Here is a 16394-nt window from a genome sequence, read left to right on the forward strand (position 1 = left end):
AGTGTGTCGCATGTACCTCACGCAGGGCCTGCACCGGGCCGTCCAGCAGAACCCGAACGGAGTCGCGACCGTCTACCGGGACCGGCAACGCACCTTCGCGGAGGTGGCGGAGCGGGTCGCGCGGCTGGCCGCCGCGCTGCGCGGGCTGGGCGTCGGCGGCGGCGACCGGGTGGCGATGCTGTCGCTGAACTCCGACCGGTACCACGAGTACCTGCTCGCGGTCCCGTGGGCGAACGCGGTGCTCAACCCGGTCAACGTCCGCTGGAGCGCGGCCGAGATCGCGTATTCACTCCGTGATTCCGGCACTCGCGTGCTGCTGGTCGACGACGCGTTCGCGCACCTGGTCCCGGCGCTGCGCGACGCACATCCCGGGCTGACCACAGTGATCCACGCCGGGGACGGCGCGGCACCGGACGGCACGCTGTCGTACGAAGAACTGGTCGCGGGCAGTGAGCCGGCCGAGGACGTCCGCCGTGGCGGGAACGAGATCGCCGGGCTGTTCTACACCGGCGGCACCACCGGCCACGGCAAGGGTGTCATGCTCTCCCACGACAACCTCATGGTCTCCGCGCTCGGGGTCGCCTCCAGCGGCCACCTCTTCGCCCCCGGGATGCGGTACCTGCACGCGGCACCGATGTTCCACCTCGCCGACTTCGTGGGCTGGAACGCCGCCACCACCAGCGGCAGCACGCAGGTGTTCGTGCCCGCGTTCGACCCGGCCGCCGTGCTGAGCGCGATCGCCGCCCACGGGGTCACCGACGTGCTGCTGATCCCGGTGATGATCCAGCTGCTGCTCGACAGCCCGGAGCTGGACCGCCACGACGTGAGCAGCCTGCGGACGATCGCCTACGGAGGTTCGCCCATCACGCAGCCGGTTCTCGAACGGGCCATGAAGGCGTTCCCCAACGCGTCGTTCACGCAGGCCTACGGGATGACCGAACTGGGCCCGGTGGCGACCCTGCTCGGCCCCGACGACCACCACCGAGCAGATCTCCTGCCGTCCGCGGGCCGGGCCGCTCCGCACGCGGAGGTCCGGATCGTCGACGCCGAAGACCGCGAGGTCCCGCGCGGCACCGTGGGGGAGATTGTCGTGAAGGGTGGGCACGTCATGCTCGGTTACTGGAACCAGCCCGAGCAGAGCGCGGAAGCGTTGCGCGGGGGGTGGATGCACACGGGCGACGGCGGCTACATGGACGACGCCGGCTACGTGTACATCGTGGACCGGATGAAGGACATGATCGTCACCGGTGGCGAGAACGTCTACTCCGCCGAGGTCGAAAACGCGCTGGCGGCCCATCCCGCCGTCGCCGCGTGTGCCGTGATCGGAGTGCCCGACGCCGAGTGGGGAGAACGCGTGCACGCCGTCGTCGTCCTGCACGAGGGCCGGCACGTCACCGCCGAGGAGTTGCGCGAACACGCCAAAACCCTGATCGCGGGGTACAAAGCCCCTCGCACCGCCGAGTTCGTCGACGCGCTGCCCCTGTCGGGCGCGGGCAAGATCCTCAAGCGGGAACTGCGCAGGCGGTACTGGGGCGAAGCCGCCAGGCAGGTGCATTGACCGCCGCCGGGGCGCGGGTCCCGCCGGAAGGGATAATCGCCTGCGTGGCCACGCCGAGTCGACAGCAGGCGGTCGCCCGGCGACGGCCGCGTGACCGGAAGCAGCAGATCCTCGACGCCGCCGCCCGTCAGTTCTGGCAGGTCGGTTACCACCAGGTCGCCATGGCCGACATCGCCGAGGCGGTCGACATCGGCGCCAGCGCGCTGTACCGCCACTTCCGCGGCAAGCAGGACCTCCTCGTCGCCGTCCTCGACCGCACCCTCGTCGAGCTCGACCGCCTGACCCGCGAGCCGCGGGACCTGGCCGCGACCGTCGAGGCGCTGGCCCGGCTCGCGCTGGAGCGGCGTGAGTTCGGCACGTTGTGGGGCCGGGACCTGGCGTCCCTGCCCGACGACGACAGGGCCGCGTTGCGCTCGCGGCTGAACGCGATCACAGTCCGGGTGACCAAGGCCGTGGCCGCCGAGTTCGCGCACCGCGCCGACGAGGCGCGGCTGCGGACGCACGCGCTGTACGCCGTGCTGTCGAGCCCCTCGCGGCACCACGTCGAGCTCGCGCCGGACGACTTCGTCCGGCTGCTCACCCAGGCCGCCGCCGCTGTGCTGCGCGCTCCTGTTCCCGCGCACGATGTCCTGCCCGGCGCCCCGAAGCCGGGCGCCGCGCCGCAGCTTCCCGCCTCGCGCCGGGAGGCGATTCTCGCCGCTGCCATCAGGTTGTTCGACCGGCGCGGCTACAGCGCGGTGGGGATCACCGACATCAGTGCCGCCGCCAGTCTCTCCGGGCCGGTGATCTACAGGCACTTCGGCGGCAAGACCGAGATCCTGGTCGCGGCGCTCACCCGCGGCAACGAGGCGATCTGGCTCGCCCTGCACCAGGCTCTCGCCGCGGCCGACAGTGTGGCCGACGCGCTCGACCGGGTGCTGGACAGCTACGCCACCCTCGCCGCCGAGCTGCCGGCCACGATTTCGGTGCTGCTGTCGGAGATCATCAGCCTCGAGGAAGCCGACCGCGAGCGGTTCCGCCGGTACCAGCAGGCCTACGTCCACGAGTGGGCCGTCCTGCTCGGACGGTCCAGGCCGGAGCTGGCGGAGACCGACGTGCGGGTCCTCGTGCACGCGGCGCTGAGCGTGGTCAACCACTTCGTCGGCGTCCACCGGCTCGCCACGCGCCCGCACCTCGCCAGCGAGGCGGCCGCTCTGGCCAGGGCCGTCCTCAGCACCGGCGCCTAGTGCCCCCGTTCCGGGGCGAACCGTTCGCTGCCGAGCACGGCGAGCAGGTCCAGCTTCTGCTGGCTGTCACTTCCCGGCAGGGCGGTGAACACGATCAGGGACTGCCCCTGCTGGTGGTCGTGGAGGATCTGGCAGTGCAGGCTCATCAGCCCGACTTCCGGGTGCTGGAGCCGTTTTTCGTAGGAATGCGGCGTCGTCACGTCGTGCTTCGCCCACAGGCCCGCGAACTCGGGGCTCTCCGCGAGCAGAGCGTCCACAACGGACCCCACGATCGACGAGGGCCCGTGGGTGCCGTATGCCGCGCGAAGGTCCGCCGTCAGGATCCCGGACTGCACAGCGTGATCCTCCGGCAGGTACGCGCTGCGGGACGAGGGATCGGTGAACCACCGGTACGCGGCGATCCGGGAGAGGCCGGTCAGCGTCCGTTCGTCGCCGAACAACGCTCTCGCGGGCGAGGTCTGCAGCAGCGTCTCACCGAGGCCGCTCATCACGACGACGGGGGTGTCGCTGAGCCTGTCGAGCAGCCGCATCAGCCCCGGCGCGACGTGCGAGTCGGCCGGTGTCCTCGTCGGCGGATTCTGCCCGGCGAGCCGGAAGAGGTGGTCGCGTTCGTCGACGGTGAGCCGCAGACCGCGGGCGATCGCCGCGAGCATCTGCTGCGATGGCTGCGAACTCCGCGCCTGCTCCAGCCGGCTGTAGTAGTCGACGGACATGTCGCAGAGCATCGCCACTTCCTCGCGGCGCAGCCCGGGAGCACGGCGCCGCGTGCCGCGGGTGAGCCCGACCTCCTCGGGTTCGAGTGCTTCGCGGCGCCGCCGCAGGAAGTCCGCGAGCTGTGATCGGTCCATAAGGGTTCTATTCTTTCGCGAGCGATGCGACACCGGCCAGTTCCGCCGAGATCTCCCAGACGCGCGAGGCTTCCTCAGCGCTCGACAGCCGGCTGTACAGCGGCTCCGCCGCGGGTGCGCCGCGCAGATGGCGATAGCCACCCGGACCGTAGAACCCGCCGCCGACCGCGGACGGATCGGTGGCGGCGTACACCGCGGGCAACGCCGCGGTCTCCGGAGTGCCGAGCAGCAAACCCAGCCGCGAGAGCAGCCGCGCGATGCGCACGTCGCGAGTGTCCTTCGGGCGGCCCATTCCCGGTTGCGCGGCGAGCAGGTTCGTCGGCGAGACACCCGGATGCGCCAGGTTGCTCGTGACGCCCCACCCGCCCCGGGTGCTGCGGCGGTCGAGTTCCAGCGCCCACAGCCCGAGTGCGATCTTCGACGAGCAGTAGGCGCGGAACGGGTGGTAGCCGCGCTCCCACTGCAGATCGTCCCAGTGCAGCTCGTGCTGATCGGCCGCGAGGGCGATCTGGGTGGTGACGCGGGCGCGGCCGGCCCGCAGCAGGGGGAGCAGCCGGGTGGTCAGCGCGACGGGGCCGAGGTGGTTGACGCCGAACTGCAGCTCGAAACCGTCGGCCGTGGTCTGGCGCGTGGGCGGCGACATGATCCCCGCGTTGTTGATGAGGATGTCGATCGGGCGTCCATCGCTGAGGAGCCCGTCCGCCAGCGCGGCGACGGACTCCAGCGAGGCGAGGTCGAGCGTGCGCAGCGAGAGCTTCGCGCCCGGGGTCTGCGCGCGGATCCGCTCGACCGCGGCTGTCCCTTTGGGCCGTGAGCGCACGGGGAGGACCACCTCGGCGCCGGCACGGGCGAGGCGCGCGACGATGTGCCAGCCGATGCCGTCGCTCGCGCCGGTCACCACCGCGAGTTTTCCGCTGAGGTCGGGAACGTCGATATCCGTGGAAGTTCGAGCCATGGCACCAGAATTGCCTGCGCGCTGCCGGACCAGAAGGGCTGTCTCGTCCGCGGTGCGATGCTCCCTGGACAGCTCGGACCGGTCGCCTTATCATCGCGCCGGCCGCCGGCCACGAGGAGCCCACGACCGGCTCGCCGAACAGCGGGACGCCGCTGCGGAGTTGTTCGCGGCAACTCGGCGCGGGTGCGCGCCTTCTTGCGCTCGCGCAGGGAACTCTGTTGGATTCCCGCGCCCGCGACGTTCTCGGCCGGGTGCGCGACCGACGACGTGCCGGGGATGATCATCGCGGCCTGGAACCTTGACGGCGGGGGTGACGCGAGCCACTATGCTACAAACCTACGAAATGTAGCTGGAGGCGGCCGTGGTCGACGTTGCGATTACCGGTGGGACCATCCGGGGCACGACCGAGTACGGGGTAGCGCGGTTCCTCGGGATTCCTTATGCCGCACCACCCTTCGGTCCGCACCGGATGAAGCCGCCGGCGCCGGTGCGCCCGTGGCACGGGGTGCGGGAGGCGACCTCGTACGGGCCGACCGCCCCCAAGGGCGAGTATCCGCCGCAGTACCGGACCATTTTTCCCGAGCCGGTGATCCCCGGCGAGGAGTGCCTCAACCTCAACGTGTGGACACCGGCCGATGCGCTCCCCGGTGGATCCCTGCCGGTCTTCGTGTGGGTGCACGGCGGCTCGTTCACGAACGGTTCCAACGCGGTCGCGGCCTACGACGGTTCCGCGTTCGCCAGGGACGGCGTGGTGTGCGTGGCTGTCAACTACCGCCTGGGCGCCGAAGGTTTCCTGTTCACCGCGGCCGATCGTGGTGCGGGAACGGCGAACCTCGGTCTGCTGGACCAGATCGCGGCGCTCCGCTGGGTCCAGGCGAACATCCGCGCCTTCGGCGGAGACCCGGCGCGGGTCACCGTCGGCGGGCAGTCGGCCGGAGCGATGGCGGTGACGACCCTGCTGTCGATGCCGTCGGCCGCTGGGCTCTTCAACCAGGTGATCGCCCAGTCCGGGGCGGCCGCGAACACCCTGACCGCGGAGACCGGCATCACCGTCGCCCGTACGCTGGCCGGAATGCTCGGCACCGAGCCCGAACGCGCGGCGATCGCGGACGTGGACCTGGGTTCGGTGGTGGAGGCCGTCACCGAGCTCGTCACCGAGATCCAGACGACCCGCGATGTGGCGAAATGGGGTGCGCTCGCGCTGAGCACGCTGCCGTTCGCCCCCGTCGTCGACGGCGCGAACCTGCCACGGCACCCGCTGGAGGCTTTCAGCAGTGGCGCGGGCAGTGACGTCGCGGTGCTGGCCGGTGCCAACCGCCAGGAGGCGCGGCTCTTCCTCGTCGCCCCCGGGATCATCGGCGACATCGACGAGACGGCTCTGGCCGAGCTCGCGGCGGCGTACGGCCTCCCGCGGGCCGGGCTCGAAACCTACCGCCGCCGTTTTCCCGGGCTGGCGCCCGGCGACCTGCTGGCACAGGTGGTGACCGACTGGTACTACACCGTGCCGGCCGTCCGGCTCGCGGAAGCACGCGCACAAGGCGGAGGGACAACGTGGCTTTACCGGTTCGACTGGCCGCGCCCCGAGGACAACCACGGCCTCGGTGCCGCCCACGCGGTCGAACTGCCTTACGTCTTCGACACCACCGGCCGGCCGGAGCTCGAGCCCTTGACCGGGCCGGTCCCCTCCCGTGCGGTCAATACCGCTAAGTTAGTACGTTTTACCTGGTCAGGGCGTTACCGGAGGCTCTGTTCAGTCGTTCCCGCCGGTTAGGCGGTTCTCCACTTAAGACAGTCGCCGTTGCGGTTGAGGGGAATCTTCAATTGAGGCAACTGTTCTGTCGGGGTGTGACCGCTCTGTGGGCGACGCCTCCAAACGCCTCTGAGCTGCGGAAACTCGCCTAAACTTAGCGGTATTGCCCGTGCGGTCGCCGCCTCGACGCACGACGTGTGGGTGCGGTTCATCACTGGCGGAGATCCCGGCTGGCCCGCCTACCGCGCCGAAACCCGCACGACGGCACTGCTCGGCGAGACCGTTTCCGTGGTCGACGATCCGGACGCCGCACTGCGCCGGGCGTGGGACGGGTGCCGGTAGGCGTTGCCTCGCTCAGGCGGTGAGACCGGCCCCCTCGGCGACCGCCCACGCGCGCTCGACCGCCATGCTGACCGCTTCCCGGGTGGCGGGCCCGCCCTCCGCGGCGTTGCGAGGCTCGTCGAGCGCGCGGCGCAACACGCCCTCGGCGATGATGGCGATCTTCCAGAGCCCGAAGGCGTGCCAGTAGTCCAGGTCCGCGCGGGCACGACCGGACGCCTCCAGGTACGCGTCCGCCAGTTCGGCGCGGGACGCGAATCCGGGCAGCGCCGAAGCGGCGAACAGCTGGGTGGGCCCGTCCCCGGCTTCCGGCCAGTACGCCAGGAAACTGCCCAGATCCGCCAGCGGGTCGCCGAGCGTGCCGAGTTCCCAGTCCAGCACCGCGCTGACCGCCCCGCCGTCCGGGGTCAGGATGACGTTGCGGAGGTGGAAGTCGCCGTGCACGAGGGTGACCTCGGTCTGCTCCGGCATCCGGCGGCGGAGCAGCTCGGTCAGCGCGTCGAGCCGGGGCAGGTCGCCGGTCCTGGACTCCGCCCACTGCCGCGACCACCGCTTGAGCTGCCGTGCCGCGTACGGCGCGCGGCTGGCGAGCTCGCCCAAGCCGACCGCGTCGATGTCGGCCCGGTGTACCTCGGCGAGTGTGCGCGCCAGCGACGGCCCGATCGCCGCGCGGGTGCCGTTGTCCAGCGACCACGCGACCTCCATCCGGTCGACGACCAGACCGCTCACGTACTCCATCACCACGACGGCGGTTTCCGCGAGCCGGTCGTCGCGGTATGCGGCCACCGTGCGCGGGACCGGTACCCCGGTGCCCGAAAGCGCTTCCAGGATGCGGTACTCACGCAGCACGTCGTGGGCCGAGGCCAGCAGGTGCCCGCGTGGTGGCCGCCGGACGATCCACCGGTCGCCCGCCCTGTCCTCGACCAGGTAGGTCAGGTTCGACTGGCCCAGACCGACACGCGTGGCCGTGAGCTCGCCGGCGACGTCGATCCCGTCCCGCCGGAGCAATCGCCCGAGAGTGCCCAGGTCGAGTGCGATGTCCGCCTTGGCCGTGTGCGCCACCCGCTCACCCCTGCCGTTCCGTCGCGGGCGCCAGTCGCCGCAGCTCCATCCGGGCGATCGTGCGCTTGTGGACCTCGTCGGGTCCGTCCGCGAGGCGGAGCGTGCGCGCGTAGGCGTAGAACTGGGCGAGCGGGAAGTCCTGGGTCAGGCCGCCGGCGCCGTGGACCTGGATCGCCCGGTCGATGACCTTCAGCGCGACCTGCGGGGCGGCGACCTTGATCGCGGCGATCTCGGTGCGGGCCGCCCGGTTTCCCACGGTGTCCATCAGCCAGGCCGTCTTCATCGTGAGCAGGCGGACCATCTCGATCTCGATGCGGGACTCGGCGATCCAGTCCTGGATGTTGGCGCGGCTGGCGACCGGCTCGCCGAACGTGACCCGGCTCTGCGCGCGGGTGATCAGCAGGTCGAGCGCGCGCTCGGCCATCCCGATCGCCCGCATGCAGTGGTGGATGCGGCCAGGGCCGAGCCGGGCCTGGCTGATCATGAACCCGTCGCCCTCGCCCGCCAGCAACGCCGTCTTCGGCACGCGGACGTCCTCGAAGACGATCTCGGCGTGCCCCTCGCGGTCCAGGTAGCCGAAGACCGGCAGGCCGCGGACGACCGTGACGCCCGGAGTGTCGAGCGGGACGACCATCATGGACTGCTGCCGGTGCACCGGGGCGCCGGCGTCGGTCTTGCCCATCACGATCAGCACGCGGCAGTGGGGGTGCAAGGTGTTGGACGCGAACCACTTGCGGCCGTTGAGCACGTAGTGGTCCCCGTCGGCCGTCATGCGCAGTCGCACGTTGGTGGCGTCCGAACTCGCGACCCCGGGCTCGGTCATCGCGAACGCCGACGAGACCTCACCGGCGAGCATCGGCTTGAGCCAGGTCTCCTTCTGCTCCGCCGTGCCGAAAAGCTGCAGCACCTCCATGTTGCCGGTGTCGGGTGCGTTGCAGTTCGTCGCCTCGGGCGCCAGCTGCGGGCTCCGGCCCATGATCTCGCACAGCGGCGCGTAATCGGTGTTGCTGAGCCCGGGCGAGCCCCACGCCTCGTCCCGGTGCGGGTGGAAGAGGTTCCACAGCCCGCGCTTCTTCGCTTCGGCCTTGAGCTCCTCGACGACGGGCGGGTGGAAGTTCGGGTTGCCCGATTCCGCCATCTGCGCGGCGTAGACCGGCTCCGCCGGGTACACGTGCTCGTCCATGAAGGCCAGCAGCTTCTCCTGGTACTCGCGTGCTCGCGGGCTGGGGGTGAAATCCATCGGCTCTCCTCGGTTGCCGGGCGGCCCTGACGGGGCCACCCTAAAATAAACGTGAATTCGGATTCAAGTCCGGTGTGGACGCCGGGTGGCGCGGGCCGTCGTCTCCGGGTTCGGCGCTCGACGTCACACACCTCCGAATTCGAGGAGGACCGCGGTCACGCGAGCGCCTCCTGGTAGCGGCGCATTCCGGCGAGCCACCGGTCGTAGTCGGCGGCCTTGTGCCGGAAGAAGCCGAGTACCTCCGGGTGGGGCAGGATCAGGAAGCGCTCGTCGCGAATGCCCTCCAGCACGGCGTCCGCGACGTCGAGTGGCTCCATGACCGCGCCTGAGTCCGCGACGGCCTTCGCGGCCAGCCGGGCCACGGCGTCAGCGGACTGCCTGCCGTCGTGGAGCATGGCGGTGTTCACGCCCATCGGGCACAGGCAGCTGACGGCGATCCCGCGGGAGCCGTAGGTGACCGACAGCCACTCGGCGAACGCCACGGCGGCGTGTTTGGTGACCGAGTAGGCGGCGGAACCGAGCTGCGTCAGCAGGCCGGCCGCGGAGGCGGTGCTGAGGAAGTAGCCGCGGCCGCGGTCGAGCCAGCCGGGTACCAGCAGGCGGGCCGCCCGGACGTGTGCCAGGAGGTTCACCTCGACCGACGCCGCCCAGTCGGTATCGGAGGCTTCGAGCCCGCTGCCGAGCGCCACCCCGGCGTTGGCGGCGAAGAGGCCGACCGGCCCGAACCGGGCCCGGGCCAGGTCGATGGCGGCTCGCAGGTCGTCCTCCGCGGAACAGTCACCGGCCAGTCCCGCGACCTGTCCCGGCGCGTGCCGGGACAGGCTGTCCACCGCGGCCTCGACAGTCCGGGCCGTGAGATCGAGGACGACGACCTGTGCGCCGTGTTCCAGCAATCGCCTCGCGATCGCGTATCCGATGCCTCCTGCCGCGCCGGTCACCACGGCGACCGTGCCTGCCACCTTCATGTCGCTCCTTACGAATCCGAATTCAAGTTCAGTTTCATGCTAGGGTAGGCGTGGGCCACGGATCAACGAGGAGTTCGGCATGCGAGCGATGAGGGCGTGGCAGGTCGTGCGCCTCGGGGAGCCCGAGGAAGCGCTTTCGCTGGGCGAGGTGCCCGAGCCCGAACCCGGGCCGGGACAGGTGCTCGTCCGCGTGCTGGGCGCCGCGGCCAACTTCTCCGACGTGCTGATGTGCCGCGGGCAGTACCAGGTCAAGCCGCCGCTGCCGTTCACGCCCGGCGTCGAGCTGTGCGGCGAGGTCGTGGCGCTGGGCGCTGCCGTGGAAGGCCTGGCGGTCGGCGAGCGGGTGGTGGGCGCTTCCGTGGCGGGAGCCTTCGGCGAACTCGCGTTGATGAACGCGGGCACCACGTTCCGTGCTCCCTCCACACTGGATGACGCGCAGGCCGCGGCCTTCTACATCGGCTACCAGACCGCGTGGTTCGCGCTCCACCGGCGGGCCCGCATCGCCGCCGGGGATGTCCTTCTGGTGCACGCGGCCGCGGGTGGGGTGGGGAGCGCCGCGGTCCAGCTGGGGAAGGCGGCGGGGGCAACGGTCGTCGGTGTGGTGGGCGGGCCTGGGAAGGCGGAGGCGGCGCGCGGGCTGGGCGCCGACGTCGTGGTCGACCGGCGTGAGGAGGACTTCGTGGCGGTGGTCAACGAACTGACCGGACGGCGAGGCGCCGACATCGTCTTCGATCCCGTGGGCGGCGAGACCTACCGGCGGTCGACCAAGTGCGTCGCGTTCGAGGGGCGCATCGTGGTCGTCGGCTTCGCCGGCGGCGAGATCCAGTCCGCGCCGCTGAACCACGCGCTGGTGAAGAACTACTCCGTGGACGGCCTCCACTGGGGGCTGTACCTCGAGCGCGATCCTGCGCTGGTGCGGAGCTGCCACGAGGCGCTGACCGGGCTCGCGGCGGCCGGGGCCGCCGTTCCCCTGGTCAGTGAGCGGATCGCGCTGGAGGAGGTGCCCGAAGGCCTCCGGCGGCTCGCGGCCGGTGAGACGACCGGCCGTGTGGTGGCCTTGCCCTGACGCGGGTCAGGGCAAGGGCTTGCAGCGGGGTGGGAACACGGGGGATCGCTTGGCGGTGAACGCGTGGACCGCGGCCACGTGGTCCGCCGTGGTGCCGGTTGCCTTGTGCAGTGCGACTTCGGCGTCCATCGAGTCTTCGAGCTCTGCCAGCGGGGCACGCAGGAGGTTGGCCTTCATCCCCGCCAGTGCCTGCGACGGACCGCGTGCCAGCCGCTTGGCGAGGTCCAGGGCGGCGGAGTCGAGTTCGTCGTCGGGCACGAGGCGGTGCACCAGGCCGAGTGCGAGGCATTCGTCGGCACCGAGCCGCGGACTGAGGTAGAGCAGTTCACGGGCCTTGGCGGGCCCGACGATCCGGTCGAGCAGCCAGGCGACGCCGAAGTCGCCGGACAGGCCGACGGTGGCGAACGCGGTGACGAGCACTGTGCCGGCGCATCCCACGCGGAAGTCGGCGGCGAACGCGAGTCCGATCCCCGCACCGGCCACCGCGCCGGGAAGCGCCGCGACCACGGGCTTCGGCGAGCGGTAGATCGTCCCCACGGTGGCGCGCTGGGCCTGGCGTTGCAGCTCGATCGCGGCCGGGTCGGGCACCGCCGCCCCGCCCCCCTCGCCGCCCTGCTCCGCGAAGGCCTTGACATCGCCTCCCGAACAGAACGCCCGGCCCGCGCCGGTGATCAGCAACGCGGCGACGGTGTCGAGCTCGGTGAGCTCCGACAGCGCCCGGGCGAGTTCGCTGATCATCTCGGGGGACAGCGCGTTGCGGCGCTCGGGCCGGTTCAACGTTATGCGGCCGACACCGTCCACAACAGAGACCAGCACCGGTGCGCCGGAGTCGTTCTCGTCCATCACGGGACCAGCAGAGTGAGGGTGTCGGCCACGCAGACGGGTTTTCCGGAACCTTCGCGTTCGACGGTGACCCGCGTCGTGGACAGCGCCCCCGCGGTGGTGCTGTCCACCGAGACGAGGTCGACGCCCGCGCGGATGCGGGAGCCGACGGGCAAGGGAGCGGGAAAACGTACCTTGCCGCAGCCGTAGTTGACGGCCGCCGCAAGACCCGCCACCCGCACGATCCCCTCCGTCAGCGCCGGGATCAGCGAGAGCGTGAGGAAGCCGTGGGCGATCGTGGTGCCGAACGGCCCCGCCTCCGCCCGCCGCGGGTCGACGTGGATCCACTGGCGGTCACCGGTGGCGTCGGCGAACCGGTCGATGCGGTCCTGGGCCACTTCGAACCACTCGCCGTGCCCCAGCCGGGTGCCGGCGGCACGCTCGAACTCCCGCAGGCTCTGGAAAACCCTCATCTGCGACTCCCGCGTTCAGAGTGAGTGGGCGAAGCGGTGGATGTCGGCGGTGGTCGCGTCGAAATATCCGGCCGCCGCCTCCCGGAAGATCGATTCGGCGGCGTGCGTGATGCCGAGGTTGACCCGGCCGACGACCGGCACCCCGGCGTCCTGGAGCTTGCGGAAGTAGGCGATCCCTTCGTCGCGGAGGGGATCCAGCTCGTCGACCGAGATCACGTGCGGCGGAAGACCTTTGACGTCCTCTGCCGTCGCGAAATACGGCCACGCCAGCGGATCGGTGGTGTGCGTCGCTGTCGGGTCGTAGCTGTGCACGAGGAGGTCCATTTCCGCGCAGTTCACGAAGTACCCGTCGTTCTCCACGAGCGAGGGCAGCTCCCGCAGCTTGCGCTCCCTCGGCCAGCCGTAGGCCCCGCTGATGTAGGGGACCAGGGCGTAGACCCCGGCGATCCGGTCACTCCACCCACCGCGGTTCGCCGCCAGTGCCACGGCGAGGGCCAAGTTGGCGCCCCCGGACTCGCCCTGCAGGACGATGTTCGAGACCCCGAGGTCGGCGCGGTGCTCGTCGAGCCACCGCACGGCCGCGACGCAGTCGTTCAGCCCGGCGGGGAACGGGTTCGGGCCGCCGTGGTGTGCGTTGCGGAAGTCCACGCCGACGACGACCAGTCCGAGGTTCGCGAGTTCGCGGCACCAGGTGCTCGTCCCGCGGTTGTCCGCCGAAACGATCGTCATACCGCCGCCGTGGAAGTAGACGACCGCGGGAAGGGTGCCACTCCGGTCCGCGGGTGCGTAGACGTAGAGGTCGATCGGGTTGCCGTCGGCGCCGCGGATCGTCAGGACGTCCCGCGTGACCCGCTCCAGCGTGCGACGGGGATCCGAGTTCGGCAGGGACTCGAGGAGGAGTTCGGTGCCGGCGTGCGAGCTTTCCAGGACGGCGTGGATGTCGGCGGGAGCGCCCGAGCGGTCCACCGGGGGATCGGCGGCGGCCGCATCGAGCCCGAACCGCGCCAGGGTGTCCAGCAGTTCGCCGTTCATGCGCGGATCGGTCGCGGGGGTGCGAGCCGGGTCGCCGAGGCGTCCTGGCGCCTCGGCGGGAAGAAGCGGGGGATGAGCGGATGCCACTGCCATGCTCCTTTGCATCGCGGGCCGAAGCCGAGGCATGCAACATATTTCGATTTTGTAGTCGGTGTCAACCGTCAGGAGTGGCCGCCCAGGAACGCGTCCAGCACCCGCTCGGCCCCGGCCGGATCGGGGTTCTGCCCGGTGATCGTCGGGAGGTAGGCGTAGGACTCCGCGATGCGGACGGTCGCGTAGGCGAGCTCGTCCAGCGAGAGCCGCGACGTGATCCGGCCGGTACGGACGTCGTCCTCGAGGTAGCCGCGGACGGCGGCGACCAGGCGGGGCTGGTAGCCGTAGGAGGCGAGCGTGAAGATCTTCATCGCCCGCTCGTTCTCCTCCAGCAGGAACCGCTGAGCGGGCCCGCGGAACAGGTTGGCCCGCAGGTAACCGCCGACGAGAGGAGGCACCCGTGGCCCGGGCAGAGACTCGACCTTCGCCCATTCCCGGTCGAGCGTGGCCTGCGTGAGGGGCCAGACGACCTCGACGATCAACGCGTCGCGCGTGCCCACCCAGCGCTGGAGGGTGACCCGGTTGACCCCCAGTTCCTGTGCGAGGCGCCCGATGTCCAGCCGCTCGCCGGCGAGGTACTTCCGCTTGGCCAGCTCCAGGGCTTTGGCCCGGCCACTGCCCGTGGACTCTCGGTCGGCGCCCATGGCGTGATCCTAGGACCGGGTACGGCCGGCCCGCTGGCGAGGCCGGTCCGGCCGCCGCGCGGGGGAGCGCTTCTTCGCCCCGGAGCCGGACTGCTCCTCGTCCTGGTCGAGCCTCAGCGCATTGGCCCACAGCCTCGTCGCCGTGGCGACGAGGTCGTCGAGCGGGACCTCCTCGCCGAGGCAGTACACGACGTACGCCATGCGGCTCACCATGCCGGAAAGCGCGCGTGCGGCGAGGTAGGGATCGAGCCCGGGGTCGGCGAGGCCCCGGTCCTGCAGATCCTTGATGCTCCGCGCGTTGCGCTGCCCGAAGGCGACGTTGCGCCGCGCGCGCAGGACCCGGAAGGCCGGATCGCTGGCCGCCAGCTGGTCCAGGATCAGCATCAACTTGGCGTTGCGCTCGTAGGCCACGAAGTAGGCCCGGTTGCTCGCCTCGATGACGGCGAGGGGCGAGGAGTCGTCGGGGCCCAGCCGTGGCAGGCCGGGGTGGAGCATGTCGTGCTCCGCGGCTTCGATCACCGCCTGCAGGACTTCGTCCTTGCTCGCGAAGTAGGTGTAGAACGTGCCGATCGAGCACCGCGCTTCAGCGGTGATGTCGACGAGCCGCGTGTCGAAGTAGCCGTCCCGCTCGAAAACCCTGCGGGCGGCGGCGATCAGCGCCGACCTCGTGCGGTTGCCCTTCGCCGTCGGCGGCTCGCGCAGTGCCGTGGTGTCGGCGAGGCTCGGGACGTCCGTGGACGCGTCGTCGGCCGCCATCGCTGCTCCTTCCTGCCGGCCCGTGGGCTCCCGGCCGTACCATCCTGCCAGACGGTGTCCTCCGCTACCCGCGCACGGCGACGCTCAGGAGCGCGCTCCTGTCGAGGCCGCGCTTGAGGATCTTCCCGGTGGACCCTTTGGGCAGCGCGTCCACGAAGTGGTACAGGCGGGGAACCTTGTACGCCGCGAGGCGGTCCTTGGCCCAGGCTTTCAGTTCCCGCGCCGGGACAGCGGAACCGGGCCGCAGCGCCAGAACGGCGGCGACCTCCTCCCCGTAGTAGCTGTCGGGGACGCCGAGCACGGCGACCTCCACGACGTCCGGATGGGTGATCAGCACCTCCTCCACCTCGCGGGGGTAGACGTTGTAGCCGCCACGGATGATGAGGTCCTTGATCCGGTCCACAATGGTCAGGTACCCCTCGGCGTCCAGGACGCCGAGATCGCCGGTCCGCAGCCAGCCGCCGGTCATCGTCTCGGCCGTCGCCTCCGGGCGGTTCCAGTAGCCCTTCATCACGGTGGGCCCTGACACGTGCACTTCGCCGACGGCACCGGGCTCTGCCGGCCGGTTCGCCTCGTCGCGGATCTCGATCGAGACGCCCGGTGCCGGCCGGCCGACGGTCCCGGGTTTCCTGGTCGTCCTGGCGTCGTTCGTCGTGGCGATGGCGCAGGTTTCCGTGAGTCCGTAACCCTCCAGGATCTGGCAGCCGAACCGCTCCTCGAACTCCCGCAGCACTTCCAGGGGCAGCGCGGCGCCACCGGAAGTGGCGTAGCGCAGGGTGCCGAAGTCGGCGGGTGCCCCCTCGCGGGCTGCTTGGAGCAGGGCGGTCCACATCGTCGGCACACCGGACACGAGCGTGATCGCGTCCCTGCGGATGACGTCGAGCAGCGCGGCGGCGTCGAAGGGGGCCAGCAAGGAGATCGACGCTCCGTTGGCGAGTGCGCTGTTCAGCACGGCGGCCTGCCCGAAGACGTGGAACAGCGGCAGGGCCGTCGCGAAGCGGTCTTCGACGCGGAAGTCGAAGCCGTCGAGCAGCATCGTCGCGGCCGTGTCGAGGTTCCGTGCCGTCAGCTCCGCGCCCTTCGGCCGCCCGGTCGTGCCACTCGTGTACAGGATCACCTGCGTGTCGTCCTGGGCGAACTCGTGGACCTCCGCGAGCGGGGCGGCGTCGGACCGCGCGCCGTCACCCAGTTCCCGGAAGGGCACGCCCGCGGCCCCGGCGGCGGACCGGGCCGCGCCTGCGTTTTCGTGCCAGGCGAGGACGAGGGACGCGCCCGAGTCGGCGAGGACGTATTCGATCTCGGGCACCGTCGACATCGTGTTCATCGTGATGACGGTGGTGCCCGCGGCGGCCAGGCCGTAGTAGGCCACCGGGAATTCGGGCACGGTCGGGCAGATCAGGACGACCCGGTCGGCGGGCTCCAGGCCCGCCGCGCGGACGGCCCCGGCCAGGCGGCTGCTCCGCTCCCGCAGGTCCGCGTACGACAGGTCGAGGCGTGCCGAGCGCACAGCCACCTTCGAACCTCGGAGGTCGGCCTGCCGCCACACCTTGGCTGCGATGTTCACC

Annotated in this window: 16 protein-coding genes; 5 read left to right on the top strand and 11 right to left on the bottom strand. The window is 71.1% G+C overall.

What is annotated here, in order from left to right:
• Positions 1 to 10 precede the first annotated feature (10 nt).
• Together BMZ92_RS21335 and BMZ92_RS21340 are read left to right on the top strand one after the other, a co-directional pair.
• A complete protein-coding gene (locus BMZ92_RS21335; protein WP_091510459.1) occupies positions 11 to 1558 on the top strand; it encodes a long-chain-fatty-acid--CoA ligase in 1548 nt (515 codons plus the stop codon).
• A gap of 44 nt (positions 1559 to 1602) precedes the next feature.
• The gene (locus tag BMZ92_RS21340; protein ID WP_177228804.1) at positions 1603 to 2784 is read left to right on the top strand and encodes a TetR/AcrR family transcriptional regulator; all 1182 of its coding nucleotides are present in this window, start codon (positions 1603 to 1605) and stop codon (positions 2782 to 2784) included.
• Here the strand turns inward: BMZ92_RS21340 and BMZ92_RS21345 are convergent.
• Both BMZ92_RS21345 and BMZ92_RS21350 read right to left on the bottom strand, forming a co-directional pair.
• On the bottom strand, positions 2781 to 3632 hold the full coding sequence (locus BMZ92_RS21345) for a helix-turn-helix transcriptional regulator (protein ID WP_091510464.1): 852 nt from the start codon (positions 3630 to 3632) through the stop codon (positions 2781 to 2783). The genes BMZ92_RS21340 and BMZ92_RS21345 overlap by 4 nt on opposite strands.
• Positions 3633 to 3639: 7 nt before the next feature.
• Positions 3640 to 4587: an SDR family oxidoreductase gene (locus BMZ92_RS21350; protein WP_091510466.1), complete on the bottom strand. Its 948-nt coding sequence runs from the start codon at positions 4585 to 4587 to the stop codon at positions 3640 to 3642.
• Positions 4588 to 4948: 361 nt separating this feature from the next.
• Between BMZ92_RS21350 and BMZ92_RS21355 the strand changes: the two genes are divergently transcribed.
• Both BMZ92_RS21355 and BMZ92_RS36935 read left to right on the top strand, forming a co-directional pair.
• The gene (locus BMZ92_RS21355) at positions 4949 to 6358 is read left to right on the top strand and encodes a carboxylesterase/lipase family protein (RefSeq protein WP_177228805.1); all 1410 of its coding nucleotides are present in this window, start codon (positions 4949 to 4951) and stop codon (positions 6356 to 6358) included.
• Between the two features lie 180 nt (positions 6359 to 6538).
• Entirely contained in the window at positions 6539 to 6679 is a 141-nt protein-coding gene (locus tag BMZ92_RS36935) for a hypothetical protein (protein ID WP_177228806.1), read from the top strand.
• Between the two features lie 12 nt (positions 6680 to 6691).
• Here BMZ92_RS36935 and BMZ92_RS21360 read toward each other — a convergent pair whose 3' ends face one another.
• From BMZ92_RS21360 to BMZ92_RS21370, 3 genes are all read right to left on the bottom strand, one after another.
• Positions 6692 to 7738 carry a phosphotransferase family protein gene (locus BMZ92_RS21360; protein WP_091510469.1) on the bottom strand — a complete coding sequence of 349 codons (1047 nt, stop codon included), beginning with the start codon at positions 7736 to 7738 and terminating at the stop codon, positions 6692 to 6694.
• 4 nt (positions 7739 to 7742) lie between these two features.
• Entirely contained in the window at positions 7743 to 8978 is a 1236-nt protein-coding gene (locus BMZ92_RS21365; RefSeq protein ID WP_091510472.1) for an acyl-CoA dehydrogenase family protein, read from the bottom strand.
• A 155-nt stretch (positions 8979 to 9133) separates the two neighbouring features.
• Positions 9134 to 9943 carry an SDR family oxidoreductase gene (locus BMZ92_RS21370; protein ID WP_091510474.1) on the bottom strand — a complete coding sequence of 270 codons (810 nt, stop codon included), beginning with the start codon at positions 9941 to 9943 and terminating at the stop codon, positions 9134 to 9136.
• Positions 9944 to 10022: 79 nt separating this feature from the next.
• Here BMZ92_RS21370 and BMZ92_RS21375 point away from each other — a divergent pair, with 79 nt between their 5' ends.
• Entirely contained in the window at positions 10023 to 11009 is a 987-nt protein-coding gene (locus tag BMZ92_RS21375; protein WP_245783182.1) for an NADPH:quinone oxidoreductase family protein, read from the top strand.
• Positions 11010 to 11015: 6 nt separating this feature from the next.
• On the opposite strand, the gene BMZ92_RS21380 is transcribed toward BMZ92_RS21375, so the two are convergent.
• The 6 genes from BMZ92_RS21380 to BMZ92_RS21400 form a co-directional block, all read right to left on the bottom strand.
• The gene (locus tag BMZ92_RS21380; protein ID WP_091510479.1) at positions 11016 to 11852 is read right to left on the bottom strand and encodes an enoyl-CoA hydratase/isomerase family protein; all 837 of its coding nucleotides are present in this window, start codon (positions 11850 to 11852) and stop codon (positions 11016 to 11018) included.
• Positions 11852 to 12304, bottom strand: coding sequence for a MaoC family dehydratase (locus BMZ92_RS21385; RefSeq protein WP_091510481.1), 453 nt, complete (start codon positions 12302 to 12304; stop codon positions 11852 to 11854). Before BMZ92_RS21385 ends, BMZ92_RS21380 begins: the two co-directional genes overlap by 1 nt.
• 15 nt (positions 12305 to 12319) lie before the next feature.
• Positions 12320 to 13336: an alpha/beta hydrolase fold domain-containing protein gene (locus BMZ92_RS21390; protein WP_177228807.1), complete on the bottom strand. Its 1017-nt coding sequence runs from the start codon at positions 13334 to 13336 to the stop codon at positions 12320 to 12322.
• Positions 13337 to 13497: 161 nt separating this feature from the next.
• Positions 13498 to 14073, bottom strand: a complete 576-nt coding sequence (locus tag BMZ92_RS37470; protein ID WP_177228808.1) for a QsdR family transcriptional regulator — start codon at positions 14071 to 14073, stop codon at positions 13498 to 13500.
• Positions 14074 to 14082: 9 nt separating this feature from the next.
• Positions 14083 to 14829, bottom strand: coding sequence for a TetR/AcrR family transcriptional regulator (locus BMZ92_RS21395; RefSeq protein WP_091510486.1), 747 nt, complete (start codon positions 14827 to 14829; stop codon positions 14083 to 14085).
• A gap of 64 nt (positions 14830 to 14893) precedes the next feature.
• Positions 14894 to 16393 (bottom strand): long-chain-fatty-acid--CoA ligase, encoded by a 1500-nt coding sequence (locus tag BMZ92_RS21400; protein WP_091510488.1) that lies wholly within the window; start codon positions 16391 to 16393, stop codon positions 14894 to 14896.
• Between the last annotated feature and the right edge of the window lies 1 nt (position 16394).

The sequence above is a fragment of the Amycolatopsis sacchari genome (genome assembly GCF_900114035.1).
Classification (GTDB): domain Bacteria; phylum Actinomycetota; class Actinomycetes; order Mycobacteriales; family Pseudonocardiaceae; genus Amycolatopsis_E; species Amycolatopsis_E sacchari.